This window comes from Pseudoalteromonas sp. SWYJ118, assembly GCF_015864505.1.
In the GTDB taxonomy this organism is placed as follows: Bacteria; Pseudomonadota; Gammaproteobacteria; order Enterobacterales; family Alteromonadaceae; genus Pseudoalteromonas; species Pseudoalteromonas arctica.
The window spans coordinates 570,254-592,613 of sequence record NZ_JADYXC010000001.1 but is presented as its reverse complement, the minus strand read 5'-3'; the positions used below and the strand labels follow the sequence as shown (position 1 = coordinate 592,613).

Here is a 22,360-nt window from a genome sequence, read left to right as displayed (position 1 = left end):
TGTTCGTTAATCATAATGTGCCCTCAAACAAGATTTGAAGATCTGATCATGACATTGAGATTTAGTTCAAAAAAATCCCCGCTAATTTCTTAGCAGGGATTTGTGTATAAGAGACAGCTTTAAAAGCGCCTTTCTTTATGAGCTAAAATTAATTATTCAACAGTTTGTGTAGCCGTTGGTAAGTTAAGTTCAGCATTGGCTTTAAGCGCTTCAATAAATACCATGTAGTTTTTATTAGCTTGCGCCATAGTAATGCTTTGTTTTGCTTGAGGGTCAATATTAGCTGCAACTTGTGCATCTGTTACCGACTTAAGCGCAACAATTGCTGCATCACCATTATTTAAATTAACAAGCTCAACTACCGCAGAATCTGCTGGGTGAGCCATTTTAAATGCTTGAGTCACAATAGCAGGTGAAACAGTGTAGCTTTGACGTGTTAACTGCGCTTCTTGACGAACCGTCAAGCTTTGCTCGTTTGCTACATCGTTTAAGCTCTTACCTGCTTGTACCTCTGCAAATAAGCTACGCGCTTTTTCTTTAGCAAGCTCAGATGATTTTTCATTAACTAAACGCGCTTTAATTTGCTCGCTTACTTCATCCAGCGCTTTAGTAGCAGCAGGTTTATGCTCGTTAATACGAACAATAATTGCATGCTCCTCACCAAGCTCAATAACTTCAGAGTTTACTTTATCTTCAAGTAAATCAACTGATGTTAGTGCTGTTACAACTGCAGGGCTGTTTAACGGCTCTGGTAGAGCATTAAGTGCTAAAAGAGGTGTAGATTTAACTTCCACTTCAGCAACTTCTGCAGCGTCGTCTAAGCGGTCTGAAATTTCAAATGCAAGTGCGCCCATTTCTGTTTGCTTTTCGTAAAACGCATCTACTTTTTCGGCTTGTTCTAATTCAGCACGTAAGTCAGCTTTAACATCGTCATACGCTTTAACTTGTTGTGGTTGAATGTCTGTAAGTTTAATTATGTGATAACCAAACTCAGAAGCAACAACCTCAGAAATGTCACCTTTGTTTTGCAGTGCGAAAGTCGCGTCTTCAAATGCAGGGTCCATTACGTCACGTTCAATCCATTCAAGGTCGCCGCCCATTTCGCCACTAACGATATCGTCAGATGATGATTGTGCTAACTCAGCAAAGTCTGCACCTTGCTCTAGTTGTGCATGAAGTGCATTGGCTTTTTCTTTTGCTGCATCATCGTCTTCACTGTTATCAATTAAGATATGTGATACGCGACGTTTTTCAGGTTCTATGTACTGCGCTTTGTTTTGCTCGTAATACGCTTTAACGTCATCCTCGGTTACCGATTCAACATTAATATCTGCTGCTTTAAGCTCAATATAACTTACTGAAATAAGCTCTGGAGATAAAAATTGTGATGCGTTTAGCTCATAGTAATCAGACACTTCTTGCTCTGATACTTCTACGTCCGCGGCAAGCGCTTCTTTATTAATGACTAAGTAGTCAATACTACGAGTTTGCTGCTGCAGAGCAATTGCGCTTTTAAGCTCACTCTCTAGGGCAAAGTCTGTACCTGCAACAGCAGATACTACCTGACTACGTGTCATATCTTTACGTAAGTATTCACGAAAAGCATCTGGTTGAAAGTTCATTTGACGAATTACTTGTAAGTAACGATCGTTATTAAACTTTTCACCAATTTGAAAGTACGGTAGTTCTAAAATTGTTTTACGTACACTTTCGTCGCTTACGCGAAGGCCTAAATCAGCCGCTAGCTGTGATTGCAATTCTTGTTGTACTAAGCGGTCAACTACACCTTGGCGAATTTGCGCCATGTAATTTGGATCAGCGGCAATTTGTGTAAAATATTCACCAAATTGTTGCTCTAAACGGCTACGTTCATTTTGGTAAGCACGGTTAAAATCGGTTTGACTAATTTTAATTCCATTTACTTCAGCAACGGGTTGTTCTGTGGTTTGACCTAAGTAACTACCGATCCCTGCTAAGGCAAAAGATAAAATCACCGCGCCTAAAATTATTTTGGCTACAGGTCCTTGCGAACCTTCTCTGATTTTCTCAAGCATTTGTTTATCTCTTTTTGATCAAGGTATTTTACCTTGTCACATGTAAAAAAAGCGTATCTTACCAGATACGCTTTTTCACTTGAAGTAACTGGCGGTAAAGTTACTTAATTCATCTGTTGTGGTGAATCAGTAACTTTGCACTCGCCATAACTAATGTGTTTAAAACAGTGATTAGTTTACTGCGTCTTTAAGCGCTTTACCGGCTTTAAAAGCAGGAATAGTTGCAGCAGCAATTTGGATTGTTTCACCAGTTTGCGGGTTACGGCCTGAACGTGCAGCACGGTCACGTACTGAGAAAGTACCAAAACCAACAAGTGCAACTGAGTCGCCTTCTTTTAGCGCGCCAGATACAGATTCGATGAATGAATCTAGTGCACGACCTGCAGCCGCTTTAGAAATGTCAGCATCAGCTGCGATTTGATCGATTAATTGAGATTTATTCACAATATCATCCTCTTTCATTGTTATTATCAAGAGCGATGGTTTTTTAAACTAACATCACTTTTTTGAAAATTGTAGAGCAAACTTTTAATGCTCACATGATTATATTTTTCTTAAGCCTACGCCCCATAAGGGCTAGGCTTGAAAACCAGTGCTTAACTTATCATACCGTTTAGATTTGAAAAGCCCTAAAAAGCACTTTTTTTAGCTTTTTTCTTGGTTTTTAGGTGTTTCGACCGAAAAACTCTCAACAGGATGCACTAAAGCAAGCTTTAACACCTCGTCAATCCAAGTAACTGGGTGAATATCAAGACCTGCCAGCACGTTCTCTGGAATCTCTTTTAAGTCACGTTCGTTAATTTTTGGAATGATTACTGTTTTAATTCCACCACGATGCGCCGCCAATAATTTCTCTTTTAAGCCACCAATAGGAAGAACTTCACCACGTAGCGTAATTTCACCGGTCATTGCAACATCTGCTCGTACAGGGTTACCCGTTAAGCTAGATACAAGACCTGTTACCATTGCTGCGCCCGCACTAGGACCATCTTTAGGTGTTGCGCCCTCAGGTACGTGAACGTGAATATCACGTTTTTCGTAAAAATCGCTATTAATACGAAATGTATCTGCGCGATTACGTACTACCGTCATTGCCGCTTGAATCGACTCTTGCATTACATCGCCCAGTGAACCGGTATAAGTAAGTTTACCTTTACCTGGTACAGCGGCACATTCGATTGTTAGCAAATCACCGCCAACTTCTGTCCATGCTAAACCTGTAACTTGACCAATACGGTCGCCATCTTCAGCTTTACCATAATCAAAGCGTTGCACACCTAAAAAGTCTTCTAGGTTATCTTGATTGATAGTCACTGTTTTAGTGTCTTTTTCAAGTAAGATATTTTTAACTGCTTTACGGCATAATTTTGAAATTTCGCGCTCTAAATTACGTACACCCGCTTCACGCGTGTAATAACGAATAATGCCAATAATTGCACTATCATCAATTACAATCTCATGCTCTTTTAAGCCATTGCGCTTAACTTGCTTGGTGATTAAGTGTTCTTTTGCAATGTTTAGCTTTTCATCTTCGGTGTAACCCGATAAGCGAATAACTTCCATACGATCCAATAATGGGCCTGGGATGTTAAAGCTATTTGATGTAGCTACAAACATAACATCAGATAAATCGTAATCTACTTCGAGGTAGTGATCGGCAAAGTGACTGTTTTGCTCAGGATCAAGTACTTCTAAAAGGGCTGATGCTGGGTCGCCACGCATGTCGGATGACATTTTGTCGATTTCATCTAACAAGAACAGTGGATTTTTAACGCCCACTTTTGTCATGTTTTGAATTAGCTTACCTGGCATTGAACCAATGTATGTACGACGATGACCACGGATCTCAGCTTCATCACGTACGCCGCCAAGCGCCATACGAACATACTTACGACCAGTTGAACGCGCTATAGATTGCCCAAGCGATGTTTTACCAACACCTGGTGGCCCAACTAAACATAAAATTGGCCCTTTAAGCTTATTAGTACGCTGTTGTACTGCGAGATACTCAATAATGCGTTCTTTTACTTTATCTAAGCCGTGGTGATCGCTATCAAGAATTTTTTGCGCGCCCGCTAAGTCTTTTTTCACTTTAGAGCGTTTTTTCCATGGCACATTAATTAATGTGTCAATGTATGAACGCACTACAGTCGCTTCTGCAGACATTGGCGACATCATCTTAAGCTTATTAAGCTCTGTCGTCGCTTTGTCTTGTGCCTCTGCTGGCATACCCGATTCTTCGATGCGTTTTTTAAGTGCTTCAAATTCGTCAGGTACATCGTCAAGCTCACCCAGCTCTTTTTGAATGGCTTTCATTTGCTCATTGAGGTAATACTCGCGCTGAGACTTTTCCATCTGCTTTTTAACGCGGGTACGAATTTTCTTCTCAACTTGCAGTAAGTCTATTTCGCCTTCCATTAATGCCATTAAATATTCAAGACGTTCTGTAACGCTTGAAATTTCGAGCACTTTTTGCTTTTCAGGTACTTTAAGCGGCATATGGGCTGCCATTGTATCGGCAAGGCGTGCTGGCTCATCAATACCTGAAACTGAAGTTAGTACTTCAGGTGGAATTTTTTTGTTTAGCTTTACATAGCCTTCAAACTGGCTAATTGCGCTACGAATAAAAATATCTTGTTCTTTCTCATCTACCGAATCAGATTCAATAAATTGAGCATTAGCAACAAAAAAGTCATCGTTATCTACAAATTCTTCAATTTGTGCGCGCTGTGTACCTTCAACTAAAACTTTAACTGTACCGTCTGGTAATTTTAATAACTGAAGTACAGTGGCAATAGTACCGATACGATAAATATCATCTTGCTCTGGTTCATCTACAGTTGCATCTTTTTGTGCAACCAAGAAAATTTGTTTGTCTTTGTCCATTGCCGCTTCTAGGCATTTTATTGATTTTTCACGGCCAACAAAAAGCGGGATCACCATGTGCGGGTATACCACAACATCGCGCAGTGCAAGGACTGGGATTTCGACTCGGTCGGTTCTCTCAAGCGTCATTATAGTTTCTCTTCGCACTTCATTTATTTTAAAGATTACTCAAGTATATGGGGATAACCTAATTAAAGTTCAACAATTTTCCCATACTCGATTAAATTAATTATAAAAAAAGGAGCCTAAGGCTCCTTTTTTCATTCAAATAGCTTAAAAACTATTCTGATGCAGCTTTATCTTGTTTATTATTTTCATAAATCAAGATTGGGTCTGACTCACCTTTAATAACGGTTTCATCAATAACCACTTTGCTTACGTCATCCATTGAAGGAAGTTCGTACATAGTATCAAGTAACACACCTTCAACGATTGAACGAAGACCACGTGCACCTGTTTTACGCTCCATTGCTTTGTGGGCAATCGCAGCTAAGGCATCATCGCGAAACTCAAGTTCAACGTCTTCCATACCAAACAATACTGAGAACTGTTTAGTAATCGCGTTTTTAGGTTCACTCAATATTTGCACAAGAGCAGCTTCGTCAAGTTCTGTTAACGTAGCAACTACTGGCAAACGACCTATAAACTCAGGAATTAAGCCGTATTTAACTAAATCTTCTGGTTCTACGTCTTTAAAAGTTTCACTTAAAGAACGACTCGCCGCAGATTCTTTTACGCTAACGCCAAAACCGATACCGGTATTTTTATGGCTACGTTGCTCAATTACTTTATCTAGGCCTGAAAATGCACCACCACAAATAAACAAGATTTTAGACGTATCTACTTGTAAAAACTCTTGTTGTGGATGTTTACGACCACCTTGCGGTGGAACAGAAGCAACGGTGCCTTCAATCAGTTTAAGTAGCGCCTGTTGAACGCCCTCACCCGATACATCACGTGTAATTGACGGGTTATCTGATTTACGAGAAATTTTGTCAATTTCATCAATGTAAACAATGCCACGTTGCGCTTTTTCAACATCGTAATCGCATTTTTGTAAAAGCTTTTGAATGATGTTTTCAACATCTTCACCTACATAACCTGCTTCGGTTAATGTAGTGGCATCGGCCATAGTAAACGGCACATCAAGTAGGCGCGCTAATGTTTCTGCAAGTAATGTTTTACCACTACCTGTTGGGCCGATAAGCAAAATATTACTTTTACTTAATTCAATGTCTTGCTTAGTCGATTGGTTACGTAGGCGTTTATAATGGTTATAAACGGCAACAGACAATACTTTTTTAGCATGATCTTGACCAATAACATAATCGTCTAAGTGTTTACGAATTTCTTTTGGTACAGGTAGTTTGTCAGACGTATCATGCTTAGGAGCAATGTCTTTGATCTCTTCCCTGATAATATCGTTACACAACTCTACACATTCATCACAAACGTATACTGAAGGGCCTGCAATTAATTTACGCACTTCATGTTGGCTTTTGCCACAAAAAGAGCAGTATAACAATTTATTACTTTTGTCGCCGTCTGTAGGAGTGTCAGACATTCAGCTACCTCATTTTATTACGTTGGCCACCAAAACTGTTGGCGGCTATTTCAATACGCTTTAACTATACCAAAATTTATTGGTTTTCGCATAGTAACTCAAAGTGGCAAACAGGCAATCCTGTTCGCCAAGCGCTTACTTTTTGTCGCGATTTGTAAACACAGAGTCTACCAAGCCGTAATCTACAGCTTGCGTGGCACTCATAAAGTTATCACGATCTGTGTCTTTAGAGATAATATCTAATGGTTGGCCTGTATGCTCAGCCATTAAGCGGTTAAGCTTATCTTTAATAGACAGAATTTCTTTAGCATGTATTTCAAAGTCAGATGCTTGACCTTGGAAACCACCTAATGGTTGGTGAATCATCACACGTGAGTTTGGTAGGCAAAAACGCTTACCTTTAGCGCCAGCAGTAAGTAAAAAAGCACCCATGCTTGCAGCTTGACCTACACATATTGTACTTACATCTGGTTTGATGAAGTTCATTGTGTCGTAAATAGCCATACCCGCAGTTACTGAACCACCTGGTGAGTTGATGTATAAAAAGATATCTTTATCAGGATTTTCTGATTCTAAAAATAGCATTTGCGCTAAAATCAGATTTGCCATGTTGTCTTCAACTTGACCTGTTAAAAAGATAATACGCTCTTTTAATAATCTCGAATAAATATCATACGAGCGCTCGCCTTTCGGTGTTTGTTCAACAACCATTGGGACCAATGCATTTAGGGGATCTGTAATACCAGTATTCATACTTATTTAATTCCTTATGCGCTTATACTTATCCTTATTATAAGGAAGCATAGTTATCGTTTTTCGCAAATTTAGAGCCAAAAACTAAAATGGCCCGGGCACGCTGTATAAACAGAGTAGCACGAGCCATTTAATCGTTAGCGAGAGCTTAAGTCAATGACTTATTAAGCACCTTGCTGTGGATTCATGATGTCATCAAATGCTTTTTCAACATCAGTAACAACTGCTTTAGCTAAAATAGCTTCAACAGCTTGCTCTTCCATTGCTACATTACGCATTTGCTGCATAAGTTGATCATTACCTTTGTAGTATTCTACTACTTCAGTTGGATCTTCGTATGCAGAAGCTACCGTTGCGATTAATGCTTCAACTTTAGCGTCATCAACTTTAATCTCGTTAGCTTTAATCACTTCACCTAATAAAAGGCCAGTTTTAACACGTGTTACAGCTTGCTCGTGGAACAATTCAGCTGGAAGCTCTGGCATGTTTTGAGCGTCGCCGCCAAAACGTTGAGCTGCTTGCTGACGTAGAGCATCAACTTCTTGATCAACAAGTGCTTTAGGCACTTCGATTTCGTTGTTAGCTAAAAGACCTTTGATTGCTTGGTCTTTAACGCTTGCTTTAACCGCTTGGTCTAGCTCACGTGTCATGTTCTTTTTAACTTCTTCTTTAAGCGCGTCTACGCCGCCTTCGGTAACACCGAATTTAGTTGCAAACTCTTCGCTTAATTCTGGTAATTCTTGCGCTTCAACTTTTTTCACTGTGATAGTGAATTGAGCCGCTTTACCTTTTAAGTTTTCAGCGTGGTAATCATCAGGGAAAGTTACATCAGCAACTACTTCTTCGCCTGCTTTTTTACCTACGATGTTATCTTCAAAACCTGGGATCATACGACCTTGGCCAAGTTCTAATGGGAAGTCTTCAGCTTTGCCGCCTTCAAATACTTCACCGTCGATAGTACCTACGAAATCAACTGTTACACGGTCGTTTTCGCCAGCAGCTGCATCAACATCAGCCCACGCTGCGTGTTGCTTACGAAGTGTTTCTAGCATGTTAGCTAAATCTTCGTCAGTCACTGTTACCGCTGGTTTCTCAACAGTAATTTTATCTAAACCTTGAACTTCAACTTCAGGGTAAACTTCAAACGTTGCTGAGAATTCTAAATCTTTACCTGCTTCAAGTGATTTAGGTGCGAATGTAGGCGCGCCAGCTGGATTGATTTTTTCAGAAACGATTGCTTCAATGTAATTACGTTGCATTACTTCGCCAGCAACTTCTTGACGAACTGCAGGGCCAAAACGCTTGTTAATTACAGATACTGGAACTTTACCAGCACGGAAACCATCTATACGCTGTGTTTTTGACAGTTGTTGTAGGCGTTTTTTTACTTCGGTCTCAACGTTCTCTGAAGGAACGGTGATAGTTATACGGCGCTCAAGGCCTTGGGTCGTCTCAACAGAAACTTGCATGATTTACCTCAATATTCAATTTTGGCGACTGTTCGCCTTCCTTTACAAACAAAGTGATCTGCATGAGTCTTGATAAAGTTTAAGCGGTTTTTCACACTTAAAAGCATCCGTCGCTACCATGAGATACCATTGCTGCTTTGCCCTTCGGGCACTATGTTAAACAATAGACGCGGCATTATAACCTAATATTTATGATAGTCGAGTATAGGGGGCAATTATTTGGACTAGATAAGGGACTATAGAGACTAACTGAATAAAAAACAGGCTAACTAGGCATTGAATGGATTAAAGTAGAAATTATTTAATAGAATTATAGGCTAACAGATTTAGATTTATAACTTAGAGGAATTTACTTATTATTCTTATTAGATAAGAAAATGGTCGGCGATGCAGGATTTGAACCTGCGACCCCTTGGACCCAAACCAAGTGCGCTACCAAACTGCGCTAATCGCCGACATTGAAGAGTTAACTTCTTTTTTCATACTGAACACTTAAACTGAGAGTTTAAGACCATTTTAAAAAAATGGTCGGCGATGCAGGATTTGAACCTGCGACCCCTTGGACCCAAACCAAGTGCGCTACCAAACTGCGCTAATCGCCGATATTCGTTGTAAATGGGGTGACTGATGGGGCTCGAACCCACGACAACCGGAATCACAATCCGGGGCTCTACCAACTGAGCTACAATCACCGCTATATTTACATGTTTTCAAATGGTGCACCCAGAAGGATTCGAACCTTCGACCCACGCCTTAGAAGGGCGTTGCTCTATCCAGCTGAGCTATGGGCGCATCGAAAACTTCATAGTTTACCAATAAGCTATTCGATTATAATAAATTATAAAAATGGTCGGCGATGCAGGATTTGAACCTGCGACCCCTTGGACCCAAACCAAGTGCGCTACCAAACTGCGCTAATCGCCGAAACTTATTATTGTTAGCGAGTGACCTCGTTGACAACGGGGTGCATAATAGTGATTTGACGGGGTTAGGTCAAACGTTTTTTTAATAAAACCAATCAAGTGCTCATTTTTAGTGCACAATGGTTAAATATTACAATAGTAGGCTGAAATTTAAACTATTTAATAACTCAAATGTTATATACATTAAAAGCAACTTGGCGCTGCTATGCTTTTCTGCGAAAATAGTAGGCACATTATAAAACGAGTTAAATAAAGAGTATGTTTTCTTTATTAGCATTTTTACCCCTATTTTATTATGCATTCGTTTTTAGAGTATCGGTATCTAGTTAATTAACCCCAATTAAAGGTCACCCATGACGGCAAACATCATTGATGGTAAGGCAATCGCAAAACAAGTACGTAGCGCTGTAGCAGAACGCGTAAGTGAACGTGTAGCAAATGGTTTACGTGCACCAGGACTTGCAGTAGTACTTGTAGGACTTGATCCTGCAAGCCAAGTTTATGTTGGTTCAAAGCGTAAAGCCTGTGAAGAAGTAGGCTTTATCTCTAAATCATTTGATTTACCAGCAGACACACAAGAGCAAACTCTTTTAGATTTAATTGACGAGCTAAATAATGATGCCGAAGTTGATGGAATTTTAGTGCAGTTACCACTGCCAAAAGGTCTTGATGCTGAAAAGATTTTAGAACGCATTACCCCACATAAAGATGTTGATGGATTTCATCCATATAACATTGGTCGATTAGCACAGCGTATGCCTGCGCTTCGTCCATGTACGCCAAAAGGTATAATTACATTACTTGATTCAACGGGTGTACGTTATAAAGGGATGCATGCAGTTGTCGTTGGCGCATCAAACATTGTTGGTCGTCCTATGTCGCTAGAGCTTTTATTAGCCGGTTGTACTACCACAGTGTGCCATAAGTTTACTCAAGACTTAGAAACTCATGTTCGCCGCGCTGACTTATTAGTTGTGGCTGTAGGTAAACCTGAATTTATACCTGGAGATTGGATAAAAGAAGGCGCTATCGTTATCGATGTGGGTATTAACCGTTTAGATACGGGTAAATTAGTTGGTGATGTTCAATACAGTGTGGCTGAACAAAAAGCGCATTTTATTACACCTGTACCAGGTGGCGTTGGCCCGATGACGGTCGCTAGCTTAATTGAAAACACACTTGAAGCGTGTGAGAAATATCACAGCTAAGCTGTTAAAAAATTAAAAAGGGTTGCCATTTGGCAACCCTTTTTTAGTTTAACGTGTATTATTTTAAACGCTTATGCTTTACGCCACGTTGTTTTACCGGCTGAATCTTCAAGTATTACACCTAACGCATTAAGCGCATCACGTGCTTCATCAGCAGCAGCCCAGTTTTTACTCGCACGTGCTTCATTACGTTTTACAATTAATGCTTCAATTGTCGCAACTTCGTCGTCATCTTGTCCGCCTTGTAAAAAAGCCTCCGGTGCTTGTTGAGCAACCCCTAGCACTTCACCAAGGCTGCGCAGTATAAACGCTAATTTGCCAGCTTGACCTGCATCAGTGTCTTTCACGCGGTTTAACTCTTTAGCAAGTTCGAACAACACAGGTAGTGCTTCTGGTGTATTAAAGTCGTCATTCATTGCTTTTCTAAATTTAGCAACAAACTCATTGCCTTCTAAATCACACTCTACAGGTTCTACATCACGAAGCGCTGTATAAATACGTTCAAGTGATGAACGCGCTTGGTCTAAATTTTCTTGCGAGTAATTTAGTTGGCTGCGGTAATGGCCTGAAATTAAAAAGTAACGAACAGATTCAGGATCGTATGCTTTTAAAACTTCACGTACAGTAAAAAAGTTATCTAACGATTTAGACATTTTTTCTTTGTTTACTTGCACCATGCCAGTATGAATCCATGTATTCACATACTTGCCGTTATTGGCACAGCACGATTGCGCAATTTCATTTTCATGATGTGGAAACTGTAAGTCAGAACCCCCACCGTGAATATCAAAATGTTCACCTAGATGCTTTGAGCTCATTGCCGAACATTCGATATGCCAACCCGGTCGCCCTTCACCCCACGGTGATGACCATGATGGCTCACCTGCTTTTGCTTTTTTCCATAAAACAAAATCAAGTGGATCGTCTTTGTCTTGCGCTACTTCAACGCGAGAACCTGATTGCAGCATCGTTAAATCTTGCTGAGAAAGCGCACCGTATTGCTCAAACGTTGATACATCAAACAATACATCGCCGTCGGCAGCAACATAAGCATGACCCTTTTCAATCAAACGTTTAACCATAACGATAATTTCGTCCATATGGCTTGTAACTGTTGGCTCTACGTCAGGGCGCAGCATGTTTAAGCTATCAAAATCTTCATGCATTGCTTTAGTCATGCGCACAGTTAAGTCGTTTATTGACTCGCCATTTTCGTTCGCACGTTTAATTATTTTATCGTCGATATCTGTAATGTTACGCACATATTTTAAATCGTAACCAATATGACGTAAGTAGCGCACAATAACGTCAAAACCAACAAAAGTACGTGCGTGTCCAATATGACAGTAATCATAAATGGTGATACCACACACATACATGTCGATTTTTCCTTCGACCATAGGTTTAAATTGCTCTTTTTGTCGCGTGAGTGTGTTGTATATATTTACCATTTACTTTGAGTCCTTGACTATTTACTTGAACAGTTATGTTACCACTTGAAAAGCCCCTGCTCTAGCGCTTTATAACAAACCAAACATCTACTTTGTTAATCTTAGCCAACTACGATAAAATAGCGCCAATATTTAAACCGGATATAGGAAAACACATGGTTGTTCTACACACTAATTTTGGTGACATCACCATTAAAATGTTTGAGAAAGAAGCTCCAAACACAGTTAAAAACTTTTTAGAGTATGCAAATGCTGATTTTTTCAACGGCACTATATTTCATCGTGTAATCGATGGTTTTATGGTTCAAGGCGGTGGTTTTGTTCCAGGTATGGAACAAAAAGACGTAAACGACCCAATTCAGAATGAAGCTAATAACGGCCTGTCTAATAAAGTAGGTACTTTAGCTATGGCACGTACACCTGATCCTCATTCAGCTACAGCACAGTTTTTCATTAACGTGAACAACAACGACTTTTTAAACCACAGCAGCGAAACATCGCAAGGTTGGGGTTATTGTGTTTTTGCTGAAGTAGTAGAAGGCATGGACGTAGTAAATAAGATTAAAGCAGTTGCAACAGGTAGTACTGGTTTTCACCAAGACGTACCTCTTGAAGATGTGATCATCGAAAGCGTTACTGTTAACTAGTAACGTTTACTCATATTATGTGAGTATATAAGCGGGTGTGTACTATTAGTATATGCCCGTTTTTTTAAAACTAGAATAGACTGACCTATGACTCGCCAAACTTACTTTATTGCAGATTTACACCTAAGCGAAAACCGCCCCGACATTAGCGCTGCATTTTTTGATTTTTTAAATACACATATACTAAATAAAGATGTAGATGCACTTTATATTTTAGGTGATTTTTTTGAAGTATGGGTTGGAGATGACTACATTACTGCACTGAGTGCCGATGTAGCAAAACATTTAACCGCCGTTAATGATGGTGGCACACCTGTTTATTTTATACATGGCAATCGTGATTTCATTATGCGTAAGCAATATGCCGACATGGCCGCAATGACATTACTTGATGAGCAAACAGTCATTGACTTATATGGTACGCCTACCGTTATTTTACATGGCGACGAAATGTGCACTCAAGATACTGAGTATCAAAACTTTCGTAAAAAGAGCCGTGGTTGGTGGTGGCCAAAATTGATGCTTGCAATGCCGCTTTGGTATCGTAAAAAAATAGCGCGTAATGCCCGCAAAAAAAGTAAGTTAAGCCAAGCTGATAAACCTATCGAAATTTTAGACGTTGTCGATGAGGCTGTACTTGCCACCTTTGCCAAACATAACGTTACGAATATGATTCATGGTCATACTCACCGCCCTAATGTTCATACGTATAAAGTTAATGAACAAACACTTACTCGCACAGTGCTAGGTGACTGGTATACCCAAGGCTCTTATTTAGTCGTTACCCCTCAATCACAAGAATTAATTAGCACGCCTTTCGCATAATTTAAAATTCTGACTATTATTTATCTATATATATGAATAATAGTGAGAGGTTGAATGATTAAGCTGTTAATTTTCATCGTAGTAATTGCCATTCCTACACAAGTATTTAGCAAGCAAACATGGCAAATTGTTACAGAAAACTACCCTCCCTATTTTAGCGAAAACCTACCTAGTAATGGCTGGCTATATGAAATAGCCGAATCAGCGCTTAAAACGCAAGGTATTAATAGCGAACCAGAATTCACGACATGGGATCGCGCTTTAAAGCTATTAGAAAAAAACAGAAAAACCGCTATTTTAGGTGCTTTTTATTCATTAAAAAGAAATGAAGTTTTTTACTACTCTCGTCCACTTGCAGTTGCTCACTCAGGAGTTTTCAAACGAAAAGAGAGTGTTATTAGTTTCGATGGTACAGTTCAATCATTAACACCTTATAGTATTGGCACAGAAGACAATGCCTTTGTAAGCCAAGAGTTTGCTAGAAATAGGGAGCTGGCAATAACGTCCACTAAAAGCCTTCCTACAAGCTTATATTTACTACAACAAGGGCGTATTGATTTAGTCGCGGGTACTAAAGAGGTTGGAAATTATTGGCTTGAACACACTAAAACCGAAGATTCAGATGATAATAATATTGAGTACTTATCGCCAGATCTTGCTTCTCATAAACTATATTTAGTTGTCTCTAAATCAAATTATAGAGCCAAAGAATACTTACAAAAATTTAATAGAGGAATTGATATAATAACTAAAAATGGACGCATTGCTAAAATTATGAAAAAACATAATTTCAGCAATCAGAAAATAGCAGAATATATTAATTTTTTAAAAGAAAATGAGGGTATTTAAACAGTGGGAACACCGCTGTGAAATTTAAAATCAGTATCGGTTGTCGAAATTAACTCTTTTTCTTTTTCACCAAAAAAGTTTACGCGATCGGTAATATCAAAATCAGCAATTTCTTGCGCTAGAGTTAAATAATCTTGGTAATGACGCGCTTCTGAACGTAGCAACGAAATATAAAAATCACCTAAACGTTTGTCAACATGCGGTGCAAGCTTTGCAAAACGCTCACACGAACGCGCCTCAATATAAGCGCCTACTATTAGCTTATCGACTAATGCATCGGGCTCGAACGTTTTAACATGACGAAGCATACCTTTTGCGTAACGACATGGTGTAATACTTTGATACTCAACACCGTACTCGTCCATAATTTCGAGCACTTGATAAAAGTGATGCAGCTCTTCTTTTATCAGCAAAACCATTTTATCGATTAGACCTTGCCCGTATGGAGAACTCGATTTAGGAATTATTGATTTAGTGAGCTTATTTTTAGCAGCCAGATCGCGCCAATTCCCTTCTCGTTTGTAAATAAGCGTTTCAAATGGCTTTAGCCACTCGAGTAATGCATCACTACCCTCTTTATCTACCGCGTATTTACGTATTAAAAACATCGCACTTTGAGCTGCTTTTAATTCACAAATTAAGTGATCTATTAAAATGACTGATAAGTTTTCTTTTTTAATTGCTTGCTCCACCCATTGCTCTGGGGTGGTACACAATAAAAAGTTATTAATCGGCTCTAAAAGTTGGCTATGTGGCACGTTGACTGCTCATTACTAAATAAATTTGATAGACCGTTATTTTAACACGAAATTTTGCTTGGGATAAATCAAAGCCCTTATCTGCGTCTAAATGTTAATAACGAGTTAACTTGACTTTGCAAAATAAGTGAACCATAACTGTACATAGACTGTATAAAAATAAATCAACCAAAACAATAATACGTTCCTTTTATGGAGTAAGTACTATGATACTAAATCACCTCTGGGGCATTTATGCTCACCCACTTGAAGAATGGCAAACAATAGATAATCGCCATGAAAGTTTAACCTATAGTTTGTCGCATATTTTACTGATTGCTTTATTTCCTTCAATAATGGGCTACTACTCATCTGTTTATTTAGGATGGAGCATAGGTGCAGGCAATCCCGTATTTTTAACGCACGATAGTGCACTGCTAATTGCAGGTGCAATGTATTTTGCTTTAATAGCGGGTGTTTTTGCATTGGCGTATTTAGCCCATTGGATGGCGGTTACATTTGGCTCTAAACCTACATTTACACAAACACTTGAACTTGCAGCATATACTGCAACACCAGTGTTTATGTCGGCACTCGCCGCTTTTTGGCCTGTACTTTGGTTTGTAGTGTGTATTGGAATTATTGCACTGGCTTACTCGGTTTATTTACTCTACACCGGCGTACCAATACTTATGCATATCCCAGAAGAGCGCGGCTTTATTTACGCCAGCTCGGTAGTAACGTGTGGATTAATATTACTGGTTATTATTTTAGCTGTAACAGCTATGCTTTGGACTAATGGGATTGTTAGCCCAATGTTTACTTAATAAATTTCACCTAAAAAAAGAGTCATGTTTGATAGAAATGTTCCCTTTCTTTCCTTCGCAAAAAAGGAGCTAATTAGCTCCTTTTTTTTGTGTAACGACTTTTTATTAACTAATCATTAATCAGCTTCGTTTTCGTCTTGGTTGTGTATTTCTAAACCTGAAGACATTGCACTTTCGCGGGTGCTTTTTGCTGAATCGTTACGTAGCTTATCAATACGGTTTAAATAGTTTTGATCAATATCGCCAGTAATATATTGGCCATCAAATACTGAAGTTTCAAACTTAGTAATTTCAGGGTTTTCTTGGCTAACCGCAGCAATTAAATCTTTTAACGATTGAAAGATTAAACCGTCAGAACCAATACTTGCATTAATATCTTCTACTTCACGTCCGTGAGCAATAAGCTCAGCGGCTGAAGGCATATCAATACCGTACACATTAGGGAAGCGTATTTCAGGTGCCGCTGATGCAAAGTAAACGTTTTTAGCGCCAGACTCTCGGGCCATTTCAACAATTTGTGCTGATGTTGTACCACGAACAATTGAGTCATCAACTAATAATACGTTTTTACCTTTAAACTCGCGATCAATTGCGTTTAGCTTTTGACGCACTGATTTTTTACGCATCTCTTGGCCAGGCATGATAAATGTACGACCAATATAACGGTTTTTAACAAAACCTTGGCGATACGGTAAATCAAGTACACGTGCGATTTCCAGTGCTACATCACATGAAGTTTCTGGGATTGGGATAACTACATCAATATCTTTGTCAGCCCATTCACGTGCAATTTTTTCGCCTAGTTTAGTCCCCATGTTTACGCGTGTTGCGTACACAGACATACGGTCTATTGTTGAGTCAGGTCGAGCAAAATAAACAAATTCAAAAATACACGGCGAGTAAGATGCCTTATCAGCACAACTAAGTGAATGGAATTCACCTTCTTCTGTAACATATATAGCTTCACCAGGGGCTACATCACGAACAAACTCAAAACCGTCCGGTTTCAATGCAACGCTTTCTGAGGCAAACATGTACTCAGTACCTTTTTCGGTTTCGCGTTTACCAAATACAAGCGGGCGAATACCATTAGGGTCGCGAAAAGCAACAATGCCGTGGCCGATAATCATAGCAATAGTTGCATAACCACCGCTTACTTTATTGTTTACTTCGGTTACCGCAGTAAAAATATCTTCAGGGTCTAAATGCAACTTATCAGATTTGCTTAATTCGTGTGCCATGATATTAAGTAAAATTTCAGAGTCTGATGTTGTATTAACGTGACGACGTGCTTCAGAGAATAGCTGCTCTTTTAAAGCTTCTGCATTAGTAAGGTTGCCATTATGGGCAAGTGCTATACCAAACGGTGAGTTAACATAAAAAGGCTGTGCTTCAGATGAGCTTGAAGATCCTGCTGTAGGATAGCGCACATGGCCAAGACCAATTGTACCTTGTAGTCGTTTCATATGACGTGTGTGAAAGGCATCTTTCACTAAGCCATTTGCTTTGCGCAAGCTAAACGTATTATTCTCAATGGTAATGATACCCGCGGCATCTTGACCACGGTGCTGCAAAACAGTTAAGCCATCATAAATCGCCTGATTCACAGGGGATGTTCCGACTATTCCAACGATACCACACATGTAATTTATCCTCGCCGATTAACGGTTTACTGAATTTAAAAAGCTCGAGTTGTTTTCTAGGTACGAGAAGAACCATTCAACAACAAAGCCAAATTCTGGAATCAAAATAGAATTGCCCCACCAGTGCGTATTGGGTGCACCAGTAAAAGCATCAAGAAAGAAGAGTAACGCGCTCACGACCAACACGCCTCGTAGAGCACCAAACACTATGCCAAAGACACGGTCGGTACCCGATAAACCAGTACGATGTACAAGCTCACCTAAAATATAGTTTAGTAAACCGCCTAACAGTAGCGTCGCAAAGAATAATATGGCTATGGCCGCAGCATTTCTTAAAAGGGGTTCAGAAATGGTTGTTAGGAAGGAAGCTAAATATTGGTAAAATAAGCTAGAGATGATAAAGGCGCCAGCCCATACCGCTAATGACATTGCTTCTTTTACAAAGCCGCGTATTAAACCGATGATGGTAGACAATGCAATGATGCCAATAATGGCGTAATCAACCCAGATCATAAGAACCAATTAGTCGCTAATTTGGGGCGCATTCTATACCCAAACATCGTTAGTATGCAAGTTTAAACGGGAGATTACTGGGTTGTAGTCAATACAAAAAATTAACATTATAGAATGGGTATTGTGAGATAAAGATAATGGTAAAAACAAATATAAATAAATAAAAAAAGGCTTGTGATACAAGCCTTTTTTTAATTATTTTGTTACTTCGTATTGCGTAACTTTACCATTTAATTTAGTAAGCTCTTTCAGCTGGGGAAGCTGCTTTTGTAATTCATTTTTATCAAGCGAAGGACCAACAAATACCTTGGTTAACGTCCCATTTGGGGTTTTAATCGGTTTAGTAAACGTTTTAAACCCTTCAACTTTTAATTTAGCCTGTAATGCTTTTACATTTGCAACATGTGAAAAACTACCTAATTGAATAACGTAAGCCATACTTGTTAGGTTTTCATCACTTTTACGAGGCGCAATAGGTTTTGGTTTAGCCTGAACCGGTGCCTTAGTGATCGGTGTAGCTTTGGGTTCAATAGTCGCTTCAACAACTTTATTCTCTACAGCGTAGTCACTCTCATCCATAGCGTTTTGCTGCTCAAAAGCTTCATCGTCAGCTTGAATATCTTCAATTTCATCTTGTTTTAGTGGCTCAGCATTAGCCATGTTTTCATCAATTGACTCTTGAAGATCGATTGTTTTGAACTCAGGGCGATCAGGTATCGCTTTAAAGCCCTCTTTATAATGCACTTTTTCGCCATCGAGTATATTAGGGATAAACACAATTGCTGCGATCACTACTATACTTGTTCCGACTAAGCGATTAATAAAACTTGAGTTCACCGACATCCTCTCTATTTTTTAAAGTAATTAATAGCGCCGGCCACTGTAAAAAATGAACCAAATACAATCAACATAGTATCACTTTGTTGTTTTGGTAAAATTACACTCAGTGCCTGTGCCACACTATCATAGCTATTGATAGTATTATGATGAGATATACCCTGCAGCGCATTTTGTAAATTACTTGCAGTGTCGCCTCGCGGACCACTTAAGCTCGCTAATGACCACTCATCGACCAAGTGACTTACTTCTTTAAGTACACCCACTTTATCTTTATCAGCAAGCATAGCGGCTAATGCATGAATTTTAAAGCCTTTATCTTTATAGCTTGATAACTTATTGGCTAAATAACGCGCCGACTCAGGGTTATGTGCTACATCGGTAAAGACTAAAGGCTCAGCGCTTAACTGCTGAAACCGCCCTTCTACAACTAAATTAGCGAGGCAACTTCGTATGACTTGCTCACTAGGTAATAAGCTTAAAACACTTAGCGCAGTTAACGCAGTTGCTGCATTTTGACACGGTATTGCTGGCTTATCTATTACAAGATTATGTTCTTTATATTGCCAATTAAAGCTCTCAGCATTCTCTTTGAAAATAAAGTCACTGCCCGACAACGTCATATTGGCATTAATTTCTTTGCCGTAATCAGTCATTGTGTGAGGAATATTTAAATCCCCTATAATAGCAGGCGTATTTTCACGAAAAATACCGGCTTTATCATAAGCCACTAACTCTCGTGTATCACCTAAGTACTCTTTATGATCTAAATCGATAGTGGTGATCACGCTTGCAAAGGGAGTTACTATATTTGTAGCATCAAAGCGCCCGCCTAGACCAACCTCTAGTAATACATAATCGACCTTACAGCGTTTAAAAATTGCCAACGCACCCAAAGTACCATATTCAAAATAAGTCAAAGGAGTGTCTTTACGGCCTTGCTCAAGCTGGTGAAAAGCATCTATATGAAATTGGTCTGCCAGTTCTTCGCCATTAACTCGTACACGCTCGTTATAACGAATTAAATGAGGAGATGCGTAAGTACCCACGCTAAAACCTTGCGCTAGCAATAGCGACTCTAAGCAACGTGCAGTGGTGCCCTTACCGTTTGTACCGGCAATAAGAATAATTTTACTTGGAGTGTTTAAAAGGCCAATATTGTTGGCAACATTAGCAACTCGTTCTAGGCCCATTGCAATGTTAGCTGGGTGAACACTTTCTAAATAAAAAAGCCAATCATCAAGGCTTGATGATTGGCTAGGAATTGTTTTTGTCATAGCGTGTAATCAGTAAAGCTGAAATTTACGCTACTCTATGCTCTTGTTCCGTAGAAGGCAAGTTCATAAATTTAGCTAAAATGCGTGCAAGGGTATCGCGCATTTCACGGCGGTCAATAATCATGTCAATTGCACCATGTTCTAGCAAAAATTCACTACGCTGAAAACCTTCAGGTAATGTTTCGCGAACAGTCTGCTCAATAACACGAGGACCTGCAAAACCAATTAACGCTTTAGGTTCAGCAACGTTAATATCACCCAGCATAGCAAGTGATGCAGATACACCACCCATTGTCGGGTCGGTCATTACTGAAATAAATGGAAGACCTTTTTCCGTCATTTTTGCAAGTGCAGCACTTGTTTTAGCCATTTGCATAAGCGACATAAGCGCTTCTTGCATACGTGCTCCGCCTGATGCAGAAAAACAAATAAGCGGCATGTTATGCTCTAAACATTGATCAACAGCATCAACAAAGCGAGCGCCAACAACAGAAGCCATTGAACCACCCATAAATGAGAACTCAAATGCTACCGCTGCCACTGGAATACCTTTTAATCGGCCTTTCATAGCGACAAGTGCATCTTTTTCACCACTTGCTTTTTGGGCTGCACTGATACGGTCAGAGTACTTCTTAGAATCTTTAAACTTAAGAATGTCTTTAGGCTCATGTTGTGTACCAAGCTCTTGACGATCACCTTCATCTAAAAAGTGCTCTAGGCGCTTACGGCCACTAACACGCATGTGGTGATCACACTTAGGACATACGTTTAACGACTTTTCTAATTCAGCTTTATATAAAATTGAATCACACGATGTACACTTAGCCCAAACACCTTCTGGGATTTCTTTACGACCTGATGATTTTGTCGTTTTAGGTAAGATTTTTTCTAGCCAACTCATTTGCAACTCTCTTAATACTGTTCTGTGTCGCGAGCCTGCTAATAGCAATTAGCAGACAAATTTTTTCAATTAAAACATGAATTACACTAACGCGGTATAAAAAACTGGTCTTAGTAGTTAAAAGTGCTCATAAAAAGTACTTATACCACATCTATATCAGGCAAAAATAAAGGGCCTAAAGGTGTTTGAGGAATATTAAATTGCTCAGGGTAGTCAACATCCACTAAATACAAACCAGCAGCCTTAGCGGTAGCACTGGCCTTTGCGCGTTCTTTACAATCAAGTAGCTCTTTTATCCATATAGGTTGTTGTTTATGTAAACCAACATCCATTAAGCTGCCTGTGATATTACGTACCATGTGATGTAAAAATGCATTCGCTTTAATATCAATAATAACGTAAGTACCTTGGCGCTGTACCGACAGATGATGAATTGTTCTTGTCGGTGTATTCGCTTGGCAATGTATCGCTCTAAAAGAGGTGAAATCGTGTTTACCTATTAAGTACTGACACGCCTCTTGCATCTTTGTTTCATCAAGATGATGATGAAAATGCGTAACCCCCTCGTTTAATACCGCACCTCGTAGGGGGGAGTTATAAATAACATAGCGATAACGACGAGCTGTAGCACTAAAACGGGCATGAAAGTCATCAGCAACCGGTTGGGCAAAGCGAATAGCAATATCTTTAGGCATTAAAGTATTCATACCTAGTGTAAATGCGACCATATCGCGATCGGCTTGCGTTTCAAAGTGTATTACTTGGCCTGTACCGTGCACACCAGCATCTGTACGCCCTGCACATATAACTTCAACAGGATGATTACAAATACGCGACAACGCTTTTTCTACTTCTTGCTGTACGCTATTTACATGTGATTGACGCTGCCAACCACTATAACGTGCGCCGTTGTATTCAACTCCAAGTGCTACTCGCATAATTACCGTTTTACCTACTGTGCTAATGAACGAGGCATTTTATGCTATCTAACGATGC

General features: G+C 39.5%; 19 protein-coding genes and 5 tRNA genes. 5 read left to right on the top strand and 19 right to left on the bottom strand.

Annotation, left to right across the window (positions count from 1 at the left end):
* Window positions 1-152: 152 nt before the first annotated feature.
* From I6F48_RS02785 to I6F48_RS02735, 11 genes are all read right to left on the bottom strand, one after another.
* Entirely contained in the window at window positions 153-2,054 is a 1,902-nt protein-coding gene (locus I6F48_RS02785) for a SurA N-terminal domain-containing protein (RefSeq protein ID WP_197116710.1), read from the bottom strand.
* 171 nt (window positions 2,055-2,225) lie between these two features.
* Window positions 2,226-2,516, bottom strand: coding sequence for an HU family DNA-binding protein (locus I6F48_RS02780; protein WP_157823336.1), 291 nt, complete (start codon window positions 2,514-2,516; stop codon window positions 2,226-2,228).
* A 183-nt stretch (window positions 2,517-2,699) separates the two neighbouring features.
* On the bottom strand, window positions 2,700-5,069 hold the full coding sequence (gene lon / locus I6F48_RS02775) for an endopeptidase La (protein ID WP_197118724.1): 2,370 nt from the start codon (window positions 5,067-5,069) through the stop codon (window positions 2,700-2,702).
* A gap of 151 nt (window positions 5,070-5,220) precedes the next feature.
* The gene (gene clpX / locus I6F48_RS02770) at window positions 5,221-6,504 is read right to left on the bottom strand and encodes an ATP-dependent protease ATP-binding subunit ClpX (RefSeq protein WP_002958344.1); all 1,284 of its coding nucleotides are present in this window, start codon (window positions 6,502-6,504) and stop codon (window positions 5,221-5,223) included.
* A 135-nt stretch (window positions 6,505-6,639) separates the two neighbouring features.
* Window positions 6,640-7,257, bottom strand: a complete 618-nt coding sequence (gene clpP / locus I6F48_RS02765) for an ATP-dependent Clp endopeptidase proteolytic subunit ClpP (protein ID WP_007580937.1) — start codon at window positions 7,255-7,257, stop codon at window positions 6,640-6,642.
* Window positions 7,258-7,421: 164 nt separating this feature from the next.
* Entirely contained in the window at window positions 7,422-8,726 is a 1,305-nt protein-coding gene (gene tig, locus I6F48_RS02760) for a trigger factor (RefSeq protein ID WP_007580935.1), read from the bottom strand.
* Window positions 8,727-9,104: 378 nt separating this feature from the next.
* Window positions 9,105-9,181 (bottom strand) — tRNA-Pro (locus I6F48_RS02755).
* A gap of 70 nt (window positions 9,182-9,251) precedes the next feature.
* A tRNA-Pro gene (locus I6F48_RS02750) sits at window positions 9,252-9,328 on the bottom strand.
* 14 nt (window positions 9,329-9,342) lie between these two features.
* Window positions 9,343-9,418, bottom strand: a tRNA-His gene (locus tag I6F48_RS02745).
* 23 nt (window positions 9,419-9,441) lie between these two features.
* Window positions 9,442-9,518: transfer RNA gene (locus I6F48_RS02740), tRNA-Arg, on the bottom strand.
* A gap of 55 nt (window positions 9,519-9,573) precedes the next feature.
* Window positions 9,574-9,650: transfer RNA gene (locus I6F48_RS02735), tRNA-Pro, on the bottom strand.
* A 352-nt stretch (window positions 9,651-10,002) separates the two neighbouring features.
* Between I6F48_RS02735 and folD the strand changes: the two genes are divergently transcribed.
* On the top strand, window positions 10,003-10,857 hold the full coding sequence (gene folD / locus I6F48_RS02730; RefSeq protein ID WP_002958348.1) for a bifunctional methylenetetrahydrofolate dehydrogenase/methenyltetrahydrofolate cyclohydrolase FolD: 855 nt from the start codon (window positions 10,003-10,005) through the stop codon (window positions 10,855-10,857).
* A 71-nt stretch (window positions 10,858-10,928) separates the two neighbouring features.
* Here folD and cysS read toward each other — a convergent pair whose 3' ends face one another.
* A complete protein-coding gene (gene cysS / locus I6F48_RS02725) occupies window positions 10,929-12,308 on the bottom strand; it encodes a cysteine--tRNA ligase (protein ID WP_197118723.1) in 1,380 nt (459 codons plus the stop codon).
* Window positions 12,309-12,463: 155 nt separating this feature from the next.
* Here cysS and I6F48_RS02720 point away from each other — a divergent pair, with 155 nt between their 5' ends.
* From I6F48_RS02720 to I6F48_RS02710, 3 genes are all read left to right on the top strand, one after another.
* The gene (locus tag I6F48_RS02720) at window positions 12,464-12,955 is read left to right on the top strand and encodes a peptidylprolyl isomerase (RefSeq protein ID WP_197118722.1); all 492 of its coding nucleotides are present in this window, start codon (window positions 12,464-12,466) and stop codon (window positions 12,953-12,955) included.
* Between the two features lie 87 nt (window positions 12,956-13,042).
* Window positions 13,043-13,780, top strand: a complete 738-nt coding sequence (locus tag I6F48_RS02715; protein ID WP_197118721.1) for a UDP-2,3-diacylglucosamine diphosphatase — start codon at window positions 13,043-13,045, stop codon at window positions 13,778-13,780.
* 54 nt (window positions 13,781-13,834) lie between these two features.
* Window positions 13,835-14,629, top strand: a complete 795-nt coding sequence (locus I6F48_RS02710; RefSeq protein WP_165741005.1) for a substrate-binding periplasmic protein — start codon at window positions 13,835-13,837, stop codon at window positions 14,627-14,629.
* On the opposite strand, the gene miaE is transcribed toward I6F48_RS02710, so the two are convergent.
* Window positions 14,626-15,387: a tRNA isopentenyl-2-thiomethyl-A-37 hydroxylase MiaE gene (gene miaE / locus I6F48_RS02705; protein ID WP_010553847.1), complete on the bottom strand. Its 762-nt coding sequence runs from the start codon at window positions 15,385-15,387 to the stop codon at window positions 14,626-14,628. The genes I6F48_RS02710 and miaE overlap by 4 nt on opposite strands.
* A 206-nt stretch (window positions 15,388-15,593) precedes the next feature.
* Between miaE and I6F48_RS02700 the strand changes: the two genes are divergently transcribed.
* Entirely contained in the window at window positions 15,594-16,193 is a 600-nt protein-coding gene (locus I6F48_RS02700) for a Yip1 family protein (protein WP_007580923.1), read from the top strand.
* Between the two features lie 116 nt (window positions 16,194-16,309).
* On the opposite strand, the gene purF is transcribed toward I6F48_RS02700, so the two are convergent.
* From purF to truA, 6 genes are all read right to left on the bottom strand, one after another.
* Window positions 16,310-17,836 (bottom strand): amidophosphoribosyltransferase, encoded by a 1,527-nt coding sequence (purF, locus tag I6F48_RS02695; protein ID WP_007580920.1) that lies wholly within the window; start codon window positions 17,834-17,836, stop codon window positions 16,310-16,312.
* Between the two features lie 18 nt (window positions 17,837-17,854).
* Window positions 17,855-18,349 carry a CvpA family protein gene (locus I6F48_RS02690; protein WP_007376853.1) on the bottom strand — a complete coding sequence of 165 codons (495 nt, stop codon included), beginning with the start codon at window positions 18,347-18,349 and terminating at the stop codon, window positions 17,855-17,857.
* 195 nt (window positions 18,350-18,544) lie between these two features.
* Window positions 18,545-19,186 (bottom strand): SPOR domain-containing protein, encoded by a 642-nt coding sequence (locus I6F48_RS02685; RefSeq protein ID WP_024590975.1) that lies wholly within the window; start codon window positions 19,184-19,186, stop codon window positions 18,545-18,547.
* An 11-nt stretch (window positions 19,187-19,197) separates the two neighbouring features.
* Window positions 19,198-20,463, bottom strand: a complete 1,266-nt coding sequence (gene folC, locus I6F48_RS02680; protein WP_024590974.1) for a bifunctional tetrahydrofolate synthase/dihydrofolate synthase — start codon at window positions 20,461-20,463, stop codon at window positions 19,198-19,200.
* A gap of 25 nt (window positions 20,464-20,488) precedes the next feature.
* The gene (accD, locus tag I6F48_RS02675) at window positions 20,489-21,364 is read right to left on the bottom strand and encodes an acetyl-CoA carboxylase, carboxyltransferase subunit beta (protein WP_007376856.1); all 876 of its coding nucleotides are present in this window, start codon (window positions 21,362-21,364) and stop codon (window positions 20,489-20,491) included.
* Between the two features lie 140 nt (window positions 21,365-21,504).
* Entirely contained in the window at window positions 21,505-22,302 is a 798-nt protein-coding gene (truA, locus tag I6F48_RS02670; protein WP_007584098.1) for a tRNA pseudouridine(38-40) synthase TruA, read from the bottom strand.
* Between the last annotated feature and the right edge of the window lie 58 nt (window positions 22,303-22,360).